The sequence below is a fragment of the Streptomyces sp. NPDC000880 genome, assembly GCF_053599675.1.
On sequence record NZ_JBSFMS010000006.1, the window covers coordinates 1 to 13912 of the forward strand.

Consider the following 13912-nt stretch of genomic DNA (forward strand, 5'->3'; position numbering starts at 1 on the left):
GCGCGGCCGGGAACTGCGCCCGGTCGTCCACCGCCCGGTCCGGCGCGTGCCGCTCCCACAGTGTCACCGACCTTTCCATCTGGGGCACTCTAGCGAGGACGGCGTAGCGGCGGTGTAAGCGCTGGGGCCACTGCTGGCGGCGAGGGCGGCAGTCCGGCCGGCCCGGTTCCGGACGGCTCTCGGCCGCTGCTCCTCCCGAAAACTTCCCGAAGTTTTGGCGCGATCTTCCTGGGCTCCGGTCAGGGCCGACGGAACCTGGGGCTGCGATACCGCGGCTCAGCAATGCCCCAGGGGGGCCGTACGTCGACTCAGGTCGTCGCCTCGCGTGGGCGGGTGTAAGGCCCGGGGCACAGGTCCGGGTACCCGGCTCTTGCCGCTTCTAGCTCCGCTGCTGCGGCAGCAGGCGCGGTTCAATGCGTTCCTCGACGGCCGAGTCGCCCTCGCGCGCAACGAGATAGGCGCCCTTTCCTGCCACCTCCGTGACCGCTTCAACGAGCTCAGTTCCCCGGTAGACCAGGCCGACCCCGTCGTCGGTGCAGTGTGTGGCAGGCAAGGTGCCGTCCGCGACGAGCTGGTGCACCAGCGGACGGCGCCCCTTGTCACTGTCGTAGTGGACACCGTTGCCGTAGGGCAGGAAGCCGAGTGCGTCCGTGAGCGGCCGTAGTTCGGGTCCGAATGAGTCGGTGGCGCCACCCTGGAACCAACAGATCGATCCCGCACTGACACCGCTGAGCACGACACCGCTCTCCCAGGCGCGACGGAAGATCGCGTCAAGCCCGTGGACCCGCCACACCGCCAGAAGGTTCGCCACCGAACCGCCCATCACCCAGACAACGTCCTGATCGAGGACGGCGCCCTCGACGTCCTCCAGGTTCGGCATGGGGAAGAGATGCAGTGGTGTCAGATCGAAACCGGCGACTCGAGCGGCCTCGCTCATGCGTGCGGTGAAGTGCTCGGCGTCGCCGATTGCCGTACCGACGTACATAACCCTTGGCCGACGTCCATTAACCCCGGACAGGTCGACGGCATGGTGCACGAGAGCATCGAAGGCCACCATTGTGCGGTCCCCGACGCGGTGACCACCTGAGGTAGCGAGAATGGTCGGCTCCGAGGCAGTCATGCCTCGCGATCCTACCCGCCCGAACCACGCGGCCATTTGCGCAGTGAACGTCGGGGCACCCAGGTTAGGAGGACACTGAGCGGTATGGCCCTACCCAAAACGCATCATTGCTCGGCCTGCTCGGACGGTGCCGCGCCGGACACAATCCTTCACGAAGACCTCGTCGTCGGAGCACCGCTGTCCATGGAGGATCTCACCGACGCACAGCGCCTCGAGCGGTTCGCCCGCAAGTATGCCCACGACGGTTGCCAGGTCAGAGAAGTCCGGCGGGTCCCGCACGACACCTTGAGCGGCTACGCCTGGTCCGTCCGCTTCACCGAGAGTTCGTGACAAGTTGATCATCGGGCCGCTCCGGGAGGATACCTGCGAGGAGGAGCCCGGCCCGGGCGCTTGAGTAGGTACTGAGCCCCGGGCAGACAGGATGGGAGCAGGGGGAGGTGAGGCAGTCGCAGCAGCACGATCGATCGGCCTGACATCCCTATTCAGCGACCGGCGGCCACTCGCGAGAACCCGCACGTCACAGGCCCTGGACAGGGATTTCGGCACCCACGGCGCGTTGCGCGCGGAATGCGAGACCCGAGTGCCGGTGTTGTCGTATTGGTGAGCGATTCGTCCAATGATGCCGTTTTCCTCCCGACCGAGCGTGAGCCCGTCCGCGAGCGGCTGGCGGTCGAACGTGCAGGCACGAGCGCGCAGATCGCGGCATTGAGCCGTGACTTCGACGGGATCGTCGAGGCGAATGCCCTGGTGGCGGTGGACGACGAGCACGACCCTGAGGGGTCGAGCACCGCCTTCGAGCGGGCGCATGTCGCCGCGTTGCTGGCACAGGCGCGCGATCATCTGGCCGATCTGGATCGGGCGCTGGAACGGCTGGAGCGAGGCGACTACGGGCGGTGCGAGGGGTGCGGCGAGCCGATCCCGGCGGAACGCCTGGAGGTGCGCCCGGCGGCGAGCACCTGCGTACGCTGCGCCGCGGCCCGCCCCCGCTGACCCGCTCATTTCGATCCGGGCCGGTAGGTCCGGGTCGGGGCGGGGAAGCCGCAGCTCGTGCCGTCGGTCACCTGCACCTCGTCCTCCCACGGCAGGCGGTACCGGCCCGCCGCGAGATCCGTCATATAGGTGTAGGGACAGTCCTGCGCGCCGCTGCGAACGGCCGTGAAGCCGCGGTGGCCGAACTGGTAGATGTTGTTCTCCACACCCCACACCCGGCGTGCCTCGTCCGCCAGACGGGGCCGGACTTCGGCGGTGATGATCTCGTCCGGGCGTCCACCACCGATCACGAGTGGGACACCGTCGAATCCGACCACCGTACCCTCGCCCATCGAGTCGAAGGTGCCATCACTGCCCGACATGCACACGTTCGCCGTGTACATCAGATTACAGAAGGAGTTGGACTGGTTGGTGATACTCCAGGCGTGCCGGATCGGCGCGGTGTATCCCGCCGTACGAAGCATCACATTGGCGCCCTTGTAGGCGGCTTCACGTGCCATCTCCGGGAACATGCCGTCGTGGCAGATGATCAGCGCCAGCTTGCTGCCGTTCGGACCGTCGCAGACAGGAATGCCCAGATCGCCCGGTTCCCACGGCTCGACGGGTGTCCAGGGGTGCAACTTGCGGTAGTACAGGCGCAGCTCACCCTGATCGTCGATGATCAGCCCGGAGTTGTACGGATTCCCGCCGGGGTTGCGCTCCATGATGGAGAAGCAGCCCCAGATGTGGTTCTCCCGGCAGGCGTCCCGGAACGCGGCGACTTCCGGTCCTTCGAGGTCGCACATGATCTCGTCGCTGGTGTCCATGGACAATCCGTGCAGCGCGTACTCGGGGAAGACCACGAGATCCATGGTCGCCATGTTGCGCCGCGCCTTGGCCACCATCGAGCAGATCTTCTCGGTCTGCGCCTTGAGGTCTCCTGGCGTGGCCACCACGGGCAGTTGGAGCTGCACCAGTCCGATGACCACGCCGTCGGGTGACTTGTTCAGTCCGCCCAGTCCGCTCATCGCGAGTTGTCCCTTCCTGTCACGCTCTGGGGCGCGGTTTCTGCCGTGCCTCCGGCCGGCGGAGACAGCAGCGCGTCGAGCAGTGCGTCAGAGGTGGCGACAGCGCCGAAGACGCCGCCCTGCATCTTCACCATCTCCAGCGCCGCGAGGTGGTTGTCCGGGTCCGTGGCGCCGGCGCAGTCCGACAGCAGCAGGCACTCGTAGCCGCGGTCGTTCGCCTCACGCATCGTGGTGTGCACGCACACGTCCGTGGTAATGCCCGTGATGATCAAGTGGGTGATACCGCGGGTGCGCAGCAGCAGGTCGAGGTCGGTGGCGTAGAAGGCGCCCTTGCCGGGCTTGTCGACAACAGGCTCCCCGGCCAGTGGCGCCATCTCCGGAACGATCTCCCACCCCGGTTCGCCGCGTACCAGGATGCGGCCGCACGGTCCCTTGTCACCGATCCCGGCGCCGATCCGCCGGGAGCGCCACATCTTGTTGGGAGGGCAGTCGGACAGGTCCGGACGGTGCCCTTCCCTGGTGTGCAGGACCGGGAAGCCGTGTTCGCGCATGGCGGCGAGCACCCGGGCCGCCGGGGCCAGGCCGCCGCGGGTGAGCGCCAGGTCGTAGCCCATGCTGTCCACGTAGCCGCCGGGACCGCAGAAGTCGACCTGCCAGTCGATGCACAGCAACGCCGTGTTCGACGGGCGAAAGGCGTCGTCGTACGGCCAGTCGTAGGGCTCGGCCCCCACCGGCCCGTAGCCGGTGGTGCCGGCCACGGGCCGCGGGGACGGGTTCGGCTCTGTCACTGCTGTTCTCCTTGCTCTCATCGTTTCCGGGGCGTCTTCCGCCGTGCCGTCCGTCGCGCGTCTCCTCGCGAGCCCGGCGCGCCCCGTGTCGGCCCGTGTCAGGACGCCGAGGCGACCAGCGAAGGCCAGCGGTCCGCCCACGGGGCCGCCTTCTCGAAGCACGCCGAGGCCCGCAGCACGGTCGCGTCGTCCAGGTGCCTTCCGATGATCTGCAGGCCCACCGGCAGGCCGTCCGCGGTGAATCCCGCGGGTACGGTCGCGGCGGGCTGGCCTGTCATGTTGATCGGAAGGGTGAAGCTCAGCCAGGCCGTGGTGGGAACGGCGCGGCCATCGATGATCTCGGGCCCCTGCATGTGCACCGGGAAGGGCGGTACGGCCAGCGTGGGGGTCAGCAGCAGGTCGTACCGGCTCATGAACTTCCACATCGCGTTGACCACGCCCTTGCGGGCCATCACCCCGTCGGTGAGCTGCTCGGCGGTCCAGTTCCTGGTCAGGACGTCGACCAGGTGCGGCGACATCCGGTCACCGTAGGTGTCGACCAGCGCCCGCATGCCGGTCAGGTCGGTCTCGTTGATGACCAGCGCCCAGAACGCGTCGAAGGGATCCTCCCATCCGGGGTCGGCCTCCTCCACCGTGCACCCGAGTTCCTTCTCGAAGACGTCCGCGGCGCGCCGGGTGATCTCGCGTACCTGCGGGTCGACGGCGGCATACCCGAGGTCGGCGCTGAAGGCGACCCTGAGTCCGGAGATGTCGCCGCTGGTCGCGGCCAGCCAGTCGACGTCGCCCGCCGGCAGCGAGTGCCGGTCGCGCGGGTCCGGGCCGGCCAGTACGGACATCATCAGGGCGGCGTCGTCCACGGTCCGGCTCAGCGGGCCGATGTGCTCCAGGCTCTCCCAGCCGGACAGGCCCGGGTAACGCTCGTCCCGGCAGCCGGGGTAGAGGGGCACCCGGCCCATCGATCCCTTGTAGCCGTAGACGCCGCAGTGCGCCGCCGGGATACGTACCGAACCGCCGCCGTCGCTGCCGAGCGCGACCGGACCCACTCCGCTTGCCACCGCCGCCCCCGAGCCGGCGCTGGAGCCGCCGGGGGTCATCGCCGTGTTCCAGGGGTTGCGGGTGGCCGGGGCGATCGGGCTGTGTCCGACGCCGCTGTAGCCGAACTCCGGCACATTGGTCTTGCCGATGATCACGGCGCCTGCCGCCTTGATCCGTTCGACCACGATGTCGTCCTCTTCCGGTACGAAGTCCTCGTACGCGGGCGAGCCCATGGCCGTGCGGATGCCCTTGGTGGCGATCAGGTCCTTCACCCCCACAGGTACGCCCGCGAGCGGGCCGACCGGCTCGCCGCGCGCGATGGTGTCGGCGACGCGACGCGCCTGATCCAGGGCGAGTTCGGGGGTGGGGGTACAGAACGCGTGGAGTTCGCCCTCCAGCGACTCCATGCGGCTGAGCACCGCCTCCACCACCTCCACGGGGGAGATTTCCGCGTTGTGGATCCGCGCCGCCAACTGGGTCGCCGGCATGCTGCAGATGGCCACTGCATCGTCCTTGTTCACTGAGGTCTCCTTGTGCCGATTCCCGGTTTGCGGCCGGGTGTTGCGGCCGGGCCTTGCCGCCGCGTGGGAAGTGGTGTTCCGTAGTGGCGCCCCCTCGCCGGAACCGAGGGACGCCATCGGGGATGAACTACTCGCTCTGCGAGGCGAGCTCCGCCCGCGGCACCGTGGCGGACGACGCCACCGGAGCCGACGGGGCGGGGCTCCGCGACCAGAGCTTCTCCGCCACCGCGTAGGCCGCAGCGGCGACCAGGATGCCCACGACCGCCTCCGCGTACGCGGGCGCGTTGTAGTGGATCAGGACGGCGGCGACCGCGCCCGCGGCCCAGCCGACGAACGCGGTCGGGCGGAAGGCCGTCACCTCGCGGTCCGCCGTTCGGCGCCGCATCACCAACTGGTCGACGATGATGACCGCACCGATCGGCGGAACGAAGATGCCCAGCAGGTTCAGCCAGGCGGCGAACAACGTCCACACCCCGGCGACAGCCGCGATGACGCCTATAACGCCGAGAATCAGGGTCAGCAGCCGCATCTTGCTGCCGGTGATGTGGCTCCACCCGACCGCGCCGTTGTAGAGGCAGTGGGTACACACCGACCCGAGGTTGATGAAGACGAAGAGGACCGCGATGGCGGACAGCAGCCAGCCGTGCGAGGACAGCAGACCGACGAAGTCCCCGCCGTTGGCGGCCGGGTTGACCGCGGCGCCGGCCGCGACGATCACACCGCCGACGGCCATCGCGATGAAGTTGGCGACCGGGAAGGCGGTCAGGCCCGCGGTGACGGCCTCCCGGCCGCTGCGGGACCAGCGGGTGAAGTCCGCGGTCATGGTGCCGGAGTCGGCAAAGCCGGCGATGGTGATGGTCACCGCCGCACCGATGGTCAACACGGTTGTATCGGCGGGCCCACCGCTGTAGGAGGTGATCTTCCCCATCGCGCCGTTCTCGGAAGCGAACCAGATGGCGACGATGCCGAGCACGACGAACAGCGGCGCGGAGATCATCCCCAGGATGGCGAGGGCCTTGATGCCGATGTATGTGATGCCGATGTACAGCGCCCCGGCGATCAGGATGACCAGCGTCTGGTTCCAGCCGAAGGTGGAGTTCAGGGTGGCACCGGTGAGGCCGGTCTGGAAGGCGAACCAGCCGATCACGATGGTGGCCAGGAAGCCCGAGGCGATGGTGTATCCGCGCCGGCCGAAGGTGGAGGTGGCCTGCAGGGCGAAGTTCCGGCCGTTGGAACCGGCCAGGTAGCTGAGAGCTCCCACGTACGCGCTCAGGGCGATGTTGCCGAGCGCGATGGCGATGAGCCCACGTACGAAGCCGAGGCCGTAGACGATGATGCCGCCGAAGACCGCATTGGTGATGATCATGGGGAAGCCGAACCACACGGCGGCCACGGATGCCCAACTGCGGCGGTGGCCGGCCGGCACGTCCTCGTGCTCAAACTCTTCTTCGAGTTCGTGCGACGACCCGTTTGGGCCATCCTTCTTCTTGACGGTGGTCATGGTTGTCCTTCTCTGTCTGGGCGCGGCGCGCAGCGCTGCTCGGGCGATCGGCCCCCTGGGGCGGAGGTCCTGGGGAAGCGGACATGGGGGCTGTTCATGACGGTCGTCGTCGGTCCGGTCGCGCCGGTCACGGCAGACGCGGGCGCGCCAAGGGCACTGTGGTGGTGGGCGCCCGAGCGGGACGCGGGCCCACGTCGGGTTCCGTCTTCCGCGAGGCGGTGGTGGCCGGGGGGGCGATGCCGGCCGGGTGCGTCAGTCGGCCAGCAGTTCCTTGAGAGCGGAATCGACGAAGGCGATGTCCACCGGGTTGTTGCCGCCACCCGCGAAGTGGCCCCATACACCCGGTATCACGCGGAACTCGGCGTCAGGGATGAAGCCGCACGCCCACTCCTCGTCCTCCGGCGGGAAGTACAGGTCCTTCTCGCCCGGCATGACAAGCGCCTTGGCCTTGATGGACGCCAGGGCCCGCTCGGTGTCTCCGTCACATCCCGGAGTCAGGCCGACATCGGCCTTCTGCCAGGTCCACAGCATCGTCAAGAGGTTATTGGCATCACGGTCGTTGAGGAAGAAACCCTCCCAGAAGCCGACAAGGAAGTCTTCCAGCGAGGTGTACCCGAGCTGCTTGTAGAGCTGCTGCCAGTAGAAGGCCTGGGAGAACCCCCATCCCGCATACACCCGCCCTGCCGCGCGCAGCCCCTTGGTCGGCTGGGTGTCGTACCAGCCGCCGCGGAAGGCGTCGTCCGCCGTCAGCGCGGCCTTGACGCCTTCGAGGAATACCTGATTGTGCTCGCTGGTGATCGAGGAACCGCAGAACGGGGCGATCCGCTCAACCATCTCCGGGTACGCGACCCCCCACTGATACGTCTGGCCCGCACCCATCGACCACCCGGTCACCAGCACCAGCTTTTCGATGCCGAACTGCTCGGTCACCAGCCGGTGCTGAGCACGCACGTTGTCGTACATGGTTACGTTGGGGAAACGTGCCCGGTCGTAGGGCGGCGGGGTGTTGCTCGGCGAGCTGGACAGGCCGTTGCCGAACATGTTCGGCACGATGATGAAGTACTTCGAGGGGTCCAGGGCCATGCCCTCGCCGATCAGCCATTCGTTGTCCCAATGACGGCCCGAGTACCAGGTGGGGTAGACGATGGCGTTGCTCTTGTCGGCGGCAAGGGTGCCGTAGGTCTGATATGCCAGTTTGGCGCCGCGCAGGGTCGCCCCGTGCTGGAGGGTGAAGTCACCCAGATCGAAGACCTGATAGTCAGTCATATGGAGAACTCCTCATCAACTGTGCTCGGCGCGTGATCCGTTCCACCTGTTTCCGGCCACGGCTGTGTCAGCCACCAGGTGTTGTGGGCGTCGATGCGGACAAGAGCTCGAAAAGGGCACTCGGTGACTTCGTTATCACCGAGTGCGTGTCACACCGTTGTGTCCGTCGGATGGGAACGTGACAGGGGGTGTACCGCTTCCAGGCGGCGCTGCGGGTCACGCATCGCCACGATGGACCGGGGACCGCGACACATCGCGTATTCCTCCGTACGATTTCGCCGGGAGCGACAGCCGCGAAACCGACCACCGCCGAGCGGGGCCGCGCCACAGCCGACGTCCGCGCCGACCTGAACATGTGCAGGCCGACGGACCGGTCGAGAGCCTGAAGCGTCCCGCCGCGAAGGGACTGAAGCGACGCGGCGAACTGCTTGAACAAAGACGTCGGACTGTGCGACCGAGCCTCGACCGGGGTAGGCGGACACGCCCAATCCTGTTGGAGGGGCGTGCCCTTATGGCACTGCCGCCTCGTTTCCGCCTCATTACGTACTGATGGGTTGTCGGTTAAGGGTTGGCCAGTTTCGGTAACGACTGGGCAAGCCGGACCACTACGGGGCGTGGCAGCGGATCATGCGCGTCCTGTGCCGCGATACGCGCGAACCTGGGCGTCCCGCCCCCGCGCGACCGGCACCTCCAGCGCTCGGAGACCACTGCGGAGGGCCCGTCAACGAACGGCCGCAGGGCAAGCGCTGACCCGGGGTCAGGTCAGTCGGCTCTCCACCAGAACGAGCAGTTCACGGAGCCGTGTGGCTTCGTCGGCGCCGACAATGGCGGTCAGGTCCGCCTGCTCACGGGCCACCGCGCGGGCGATGGACCGGTACGCGTTACGCCCGCGTCGTGTGATCAGCGCCAGGACCCTGCGGCGGTCGCTCTCGTCCACCCTGCGGTGGACCAGGTTGGCGGCCACCATGCGGTCGACGACCTTGGTCAGTGTCGGCCCTGGCAGCAGCGCGTGTTCGGCGACCTCCGTCATGGCGTGCCCGCGGCCGTCGGCCAACAGGGAGAGGACCCGCCACTGCTCAACGGTGCTGCCGGCCGACTCGAGAACCGCCGCGAGGCGGCCCGAGACCTTCCGTTCGACGGCGGCGAGCAGCCGTGCGGTATCCGTCGCGACCGTGGTGTCCGTAGTATCCGTGGCGTCCTGAACCATGGGGCCGGACACCTCCGGTGATGTGGTCTCCCTTGATGCCATCACAGCCCCAACGGTATCATTTCCCATTAAAAGTTTTCACGCCCGAAACATTGGAAGTGTGACGCTAGCCGAGAGAGCGCCGTGCGGGACGGGTCGAACCGGTCTCGAAACGCCGGAGCCCACGGCAGCGAAAGGTCGCTCATGATCCCCATCGGTGGCGCGGCTGCCCTCGACTCCGCGGGTGGCGAAACCCGGCCGGAGGCCCGCCCCGGGCGGCCGCCTTGCCGTGCGTCCGATCCGGTCCGGGTGGCGCTGGTCGTCCCCCTGCAGGGGCCGGCCGGGATCTTCGGGCCGTCCTGCGAGTCGTGCGCCCTGTTGGCGGCGGAGGAGGCGAACGCGGCCGACGGCGTGCTCGGCAGGTCGATCGAGTTCGTGGTCGTCGACGGCGGAGCGGCTCCGTCCGCCGTCGCAGCCGAGATCGACCGTCTGATCACGCTGGGCGCGGTGGACGCCGTCACCGGATGGCACATCTCCGCGGTGCGGCAGGCCGTGGCACCGCGCATCGCCGACCGGGTGCCGTACGTCTACACGCCGTTGTACGAGGGCGGTGAGCGCTCGCCATGGGTGTTCCTGGCGGGTGAGACACCGGGACGGCAACTGCGGCCGGGACTGGCCTGGTTCGCGGAGCACTTCGGCGTGCGCCGCTGGGCCGTGGTCGGGGACGACTACGTCTGGCCCCGGCGCACCGCGCTGGCCGCGCGCCGCTATCTCGCGGAGAGCGGCGGCACGGTCTGCGAGGAGGTGTTCGTCGCGCTCGGTACGGAGGGATACGACGAGGTGGTGCGGCGCCTGCGCGCGGCGGAGCCCGAGGCGGTACTGATGCTGCTCGTCGGAGCCGACGCGGTCGCCTTCAACCGGGCCTTCGCCGCGGCGGGCCTGCACGAGAGCTGTCTCCGCTTCTCCCCGCTGATGGACGAGAACATGCTGGTGGGCAGCGGAGCCGCGGCCACGCGGGGACTGTATGCCGCAGCGGGTTTCTTCGAGACCCTGAGCACCGCGGACAGTCTCGACTTCAGCGCTCGCTACCACGGACGGTTCGGGCCCTACGCACCGTTGCTCAACAGCATGGGCGAATCCTGTTACGAGGGCGTACGCCTGCTCACGGAGCTGTTCACCCGAGCCGGGAGCACGGACATGCGGGCCGTCCACCGGGTGGCGGACGGCCTGGCCTACGACAGCCCGCGCGGAGTCGTGCAGCTGCGCGGCCGCCACCTCGACCAGAGAGTCTTCCTGGCCGCCGCGGACGGTCTGCAGTTCGACGTGTTGCACCGCTTCTGACCTACGCGGATCCCGCCGTCCAGCCCTCCTCCAATCACACCCTTGACACATGTTTCCCGTAGAAATATCTTCTGTGTGAAGTAATAGAAGGGAGGTCCCGTGGCGACGTATCCCTACCTGTGCGAGGCATGCGGCCCGTTCGAGGTGGTCCGCCCGATCGGCACCGCGGAGTCCGCCGCCGGCTGCAACGGCTGTGGCGGCTCGGCACGCCGGGTCTACACACCCCCGCTGCTCGGCAAGACCCCGGCTCCAACGAAGTGGTTGCGGGACGCCGCTGCGCGCAGTGCCGACCAGCCGTCGGTCGTGAACCGCGTGCCCGCGGCGCGTGGCAAGCCACGTCCCGTGGCCGACCCTCGACAGGCCGGACTGCCGCGCCCCTGAGCACCGGCCGTGTCCAGAAACTAGCGCCGTCCGTCCCAACGACGGGCCCGGCGGCGCCCATTGCATGCAATCGCCGGCCGACGGCATCCCGCCGAGGGCTGGAAAGGATCGTCCCTGTCGATGGACTGACGTACTCGGACGACTCCGACAGCGCGGCAAGTGCCCGCCGGTAGCAAGCAGTTGATGTCAACCCGGTGTCATGGGGCTGAGGACACCTCCGGCCGAAGGCGGGGGAAGGGCCTCTCGAACACGGCCCGAGTCCATCCGACCCGAGCGATCACACCCCCAAGCCCCACCAGAACCCCCAGGAGGCACTCGTGCCCGACGTCGTATTCAGCGTCGACCAAGCCCGCTCCATGGCCAACCAGAAGGTCCCCGGCCACAACCGCTGGCACCCCGACATCCCCCCGGCCGCCAGCGTGCGGCCCGGGCAGGACTTCCGTATGGAGTGCCGCGAGTGGACGGACGGTCAGATCGGCAACAACGATTCGGCCAACGACGTCCGGGACGTCGATCTCAGCTGCGCCCACATGCTCAGCGGTCCCATCGCGGTCGAGGGCGCCGAGCCCGGCGACCTGCTGGTCCTGGACATCCTCGACCTCGGCCCGATCCCGCAGGAGCAGGGCGACGTCCCCGGCCAGGGCTGGGGCTATACAGGCATCTTCGCCCGCGAGAACGCCGGCGGATTCCTGACGGACTATTACCCGGACGCCTACAAGGCCGTCTGGGACTTCCACGGACAGCAGGCGACCTCCCGGCACATCCCGGGGGTCCGGTACACCGGCATCACGCACCCCGGGCTGTTCGGCACCGCGCCGTCCGCCGAACTGCTCGCCCGCTGGAACGCCCGCGAGCGGGCGCTGATCGCGACCGACCCGGACCGGGTCCCGCCGCTCGCCTATCCCCCGCTCGCCGAAAGCGTCCTCGCCGGTGTGCTCGACGGCGAGGACCTGGCCAGGGTCGGTGCCGAGGGCGCCCGTACGGTCCCCGCCCGCGAGAACGGCGGCAACCACGACATCAAGAACTTCACCCGCGGCGCCCGGGTCTTCTATCCGGTACACGTGGACGGAGCCATGCTCTCCGGCGGAGACCTGCACTTCAGCCAGGGCGACGGCGAGATCACCTTCTGTGGTGCCATCGAGATGGGCGGCTTCATCGACTTCCACGTCGACCTCATCAAGGGCGGCATGGAAAAGTACGGCGTCAAGACCAACCCGATTTTCATGCCGGGCAACGTGGAGCCCCGTTACTCCGAATTCATCTCCTTCATCGGAATTTCGGTCGACCACGAAACCGACACCAATTTCTACAACGACGCCACGATGGCCTACCGAAATGCCTGCCTGAACGCCGTCGAGTACCTGAAGGGCTTCGGCTATTCCGGTGAACAGGCGTACCTGCTGCTCGGGTCGGCCCCGATCGAGGGCCGGGTCAGCGGCGTCGTCGACGTCCCCAACGCCTGCTGCTCGCTCTACATCCCCACCGCCATCTTCGACTTCGACGTCCGGCCCACGGCGGAAGGACCGCGATGGGCGGACCGTGGTAGCTGCGCGGTCACCAGCTGACGGACCATCCGGTCCACCGCCCATCAAGGCATTCGGACCCGCGCGCCTGGCCGGAATCCACAATCCCGGCCAGGCGCTTGACGCTTCACGCGGTGATGGGCACCCGGGTCCACCGCAGCACCTGCTTGCTGCCCGGATCGACGGTCACCTTCAGCCAGTTGCCCACGTCGGTCGAGCCGTCAATGGTGACCCGGGTCAGGTTCGCCGCGGGGGCCGGGACACCGTAGAAGGACAGCCACTTGGACCCGGTGGCCAGTGGCTTGTCCTCGTTGTAGACATGGCTGTCGCCATTGATCAGGTACACCGGTCCGTCGAACTTCGCCGACAGGCGGGCGATCTCCTTCACGATCGGCTGGAAGGCGAAGTAGTCGGCGAACGACGGGGCGCTGACGGTCGGATCGAACATGTCCGCCTGCGTCAGCAGGACGACCGACTTGTTGTGGTTACGCTCCGCGGACTGGAAGGTGTCGCGGATCGACTCCAGCCCGGCCGCCGTACGCCCCAGCACCTCGGAGGTCTGTTCCGGGGTCGGCGCGGTCTTGCCCGTCCACGGGGCGAGGCTGTTGTTGCTGCCCACGATGTGCACGGCCGCGAAGGCCACATTCGCCCGGGTGTACCGGACGTTCTCCGGGTAGCCCGCGTCGGCCTGCGACTCGACTCGCACGGGGTCCTCGCCCAGCGTCCGGCCCGGGCCGGCAAAGAAGATCTTCCGGATCGCGTCCAGCCGCTCGAGCGGGTTGTAGCCGCCGTTGTTCGGCCGGTGGCAATCGGTCCACTCGTTGTCGCCCATGGTGTAGACGAGCGGGTCCCGGAACGTGTCGAAGTCGGACTTGATCTGCTGGAAGTAGCTGTCGCTGCAGACCGTCGAACCGTTCTTGATGTCACCGACGTGGTCGACGAGCCGGACGTCGGGGTCGGCGTTGATCTGGTCGATGACGGCCGGGAAGTGGGAGATCTGGGCATCGCCGTACGGGATGTCGCCGATCACCGCGAAGGTGTACTTCCCGTCTCCGGCGGCCGCGGGCCCGGTCGAAGCACCTGTGACCAATCCGCTCAGTGCGAGCAGAGCGAGTGCCGCACGATGCCACGACTTCATCGGTCCTCCTGGTGTGTTGGGTGCCGATCACTCTGACGGATCTTGGTGAACCGGCATCCAGCACAAGGCGGAACAGGGGTAAACACCCCACGAGATCCTCTGGCGGTACGGGCTG

13 protein-coding genes are annotated in these 13912 nt (G+C 68.1%); 5 read left to right on the plus strand and 8 right to left on the minus strand.

Annotated elements, in window-relative coordinates; translation table 11 throughout:
• Positions 1 to 379: 379 nt before the first annotated feature.
• A complete protein-coding gene (locus tag ACWDO5_RS03320) occupies positions 380 to 1120 on the minus strand; it encodes a Type 1 glutamine amidotransferase-like domain-containing protein (protein ID WP_450527956.1) in 741 nt (246 codons plus the stop codon).
• Positions 1121 to 1204: 84 nt separating this feature from the next.
• Here ACWDO5_RS03320 and ACWDO5_RS03325 point away from each other — a divergent pair, with 84 nt between their 5' ends.
• Together ACWDO5_RS03325 and ACWDO5_RS03330 are read left to right on the plus strand one after the other, a co-directional pair.
• Positions 1205 to 1450 (plus strand): hypothetical protein, encoded by a 246-nt coding sequence (locus ACWDO5_RS03325; protein ID WP_450527958.1) that lies wholly within the window; start codon positions 1205 to 1207, stop codon positions 1448 to 1450.
• A gap of 270 nt (positions 1451 to 1720) precedes the next feature.
• Positions 1721 to 2110, plus strand: a complete 390-nt coding sequence (locus ACWDO5_RS03330; RefSeq protein WP_450527959.1) for a TraR/DksA family transcriptional regulator — start codon at positions 1721 to 1723, stop codon at positions 2108 to 2110.
• Positions 2111 to 2115: 5 nt separating this feature from the next.
• Here the strand turns inward: ACWDO5_RS03330 and ACWDO5_RS03335 are convergent, their stop codons facing one another.
• From ACWDO5_RS03335 to ACWDO5_RS03360, 6 genes are all read right to left on the minus strand, one after another.
• Entirely contained in the window at positions 2116 to 3117 is a 1002-nt protein-coding gene (locus tag ACWDO5_RS03335; protein WP_450527960.1) for a formamidase, read from the minus strand.
• Positions 3114 to 3905 carry a biuret amidohydrolase gene (gene biuH, locus ACWDO5_RS03340; RefSeq protein ID WP_450527962.1) on the minus strand — a complete coding sequence of 264 codons (792 nt, stop codon included), beginning with the start codon at positions 3903 to 3905 and terminating at the stop codon, positions 3114 to 3116. The genes ACWDO5_RS03335 and biuH overlap by 4 nt, the downstream gene beginning before the upstream one ends.
• 98 nt (positions 3906 to 4003) lie before the next feature.
• Positions 4004 to 5461, minus strand: coding sequence for an amidase (locus tag ACWDO5_RS03345; RefSeq protein WP_450527964.1), 1458 nt, complete (start codon positions 5459 to 5461; stop codon positions 4004 to 4006).
• 127 nt (positions 5462 to 5588) lie between these two features.
• A complete protein-coding gene (locus ACWDO5_RS03350; protein WP_450527965.1) occupies positions 5589 to 6962 on the minus strand; it encodes a cytosine permease in 1374 nt (457 codons plus the stop codon).
• A 252-nt stretch (positions 6963 to 7214) separates the two neighbouring features.
• Positions 7215 to 8228, minus strand: a complete 1014-nt coding sequence (locus ACWDO5_RS03355) for an alpha/beta fold hydrolase (protein ID WP_450527966.1) — start codon at positions 8226 to 8228, stop codon at positions 7215 to 7217.
• A gap of 757 nt (positions 8229 to 8985) precedes the next feature.
• Entirely contained in the window at positions 8986 to 9435 is a 450-nt protein-coding gene (locus tag ACWDO5_RS03360; RefSeq protein ID WP_450527968.1) for a MarR family winged helix-turn-helix transcriptional regulator, read from the minus strand.
• A gap of 183 nt (positions 9436 to 9618) precedes the next feature.
• Here ACWDO5_RS03360 and ACWDO5_RS03365 point away from each other — a divergent pair, with 183 nt between their 5' ends.
• The 3 genes from ACWDO5_RS03365 (at position 9619) to fmdA (ending at position 12701) form a co-directional block, all read left to right on the plus strand.
• A complete protein-coding gene (locus tag ACWDO5_RS03365; RefSeq protein ID WP_450527970.1) occupies positions 9619 to 10755 on the plus strand; it encodes a substrate-binding domain-containing protein in 1137 nt (378 codons plus the stop codon).
• A gap of 99 nt (positions 10756 to 10854) precedes the next feature.
• The gene (locus tag ACWDO5_RS03370; protein ID WP_450527971.1) at positions 10855 to 11136 is read left to right on the plus strand and encodes an FmdB family zinc ribbon protein; all 282 of its coding nucleotides are present in this window, start codon (positions 10855 to 10857) and stop codon (positions 11134 to 11136) included.
• 317 nt (positions 11137 to 11453) lie between these two features.
• Entirely contained in the window at positions 11454 to 12701 is a 1248-nt protein-coding gene (gene fmdA, locus ACWDO5_RS03375) for a formamidase (protein ID WP_450527973.1), read from the plus strand.
• 85 nt (positions 12702 to 12786) lie between these two features.
• On the opposite strand, the gene ACWDO5_RS03380 is transcribed toward fmdA, so the two are convergent.
• Positions 12787 to 13797: a metallophosphoesterase gene (locus ACWDO5_RS03380; RefSeq protein ID WP_450527975.1), complete on the minus strand. Its 1011-nt coding sequence runs from the start codon at positions 13795 to 13797 to the stop codon at positions 12787 to 12789.
• Positions 13798 to 13912 lie beyond the last annotated feature (115 nt).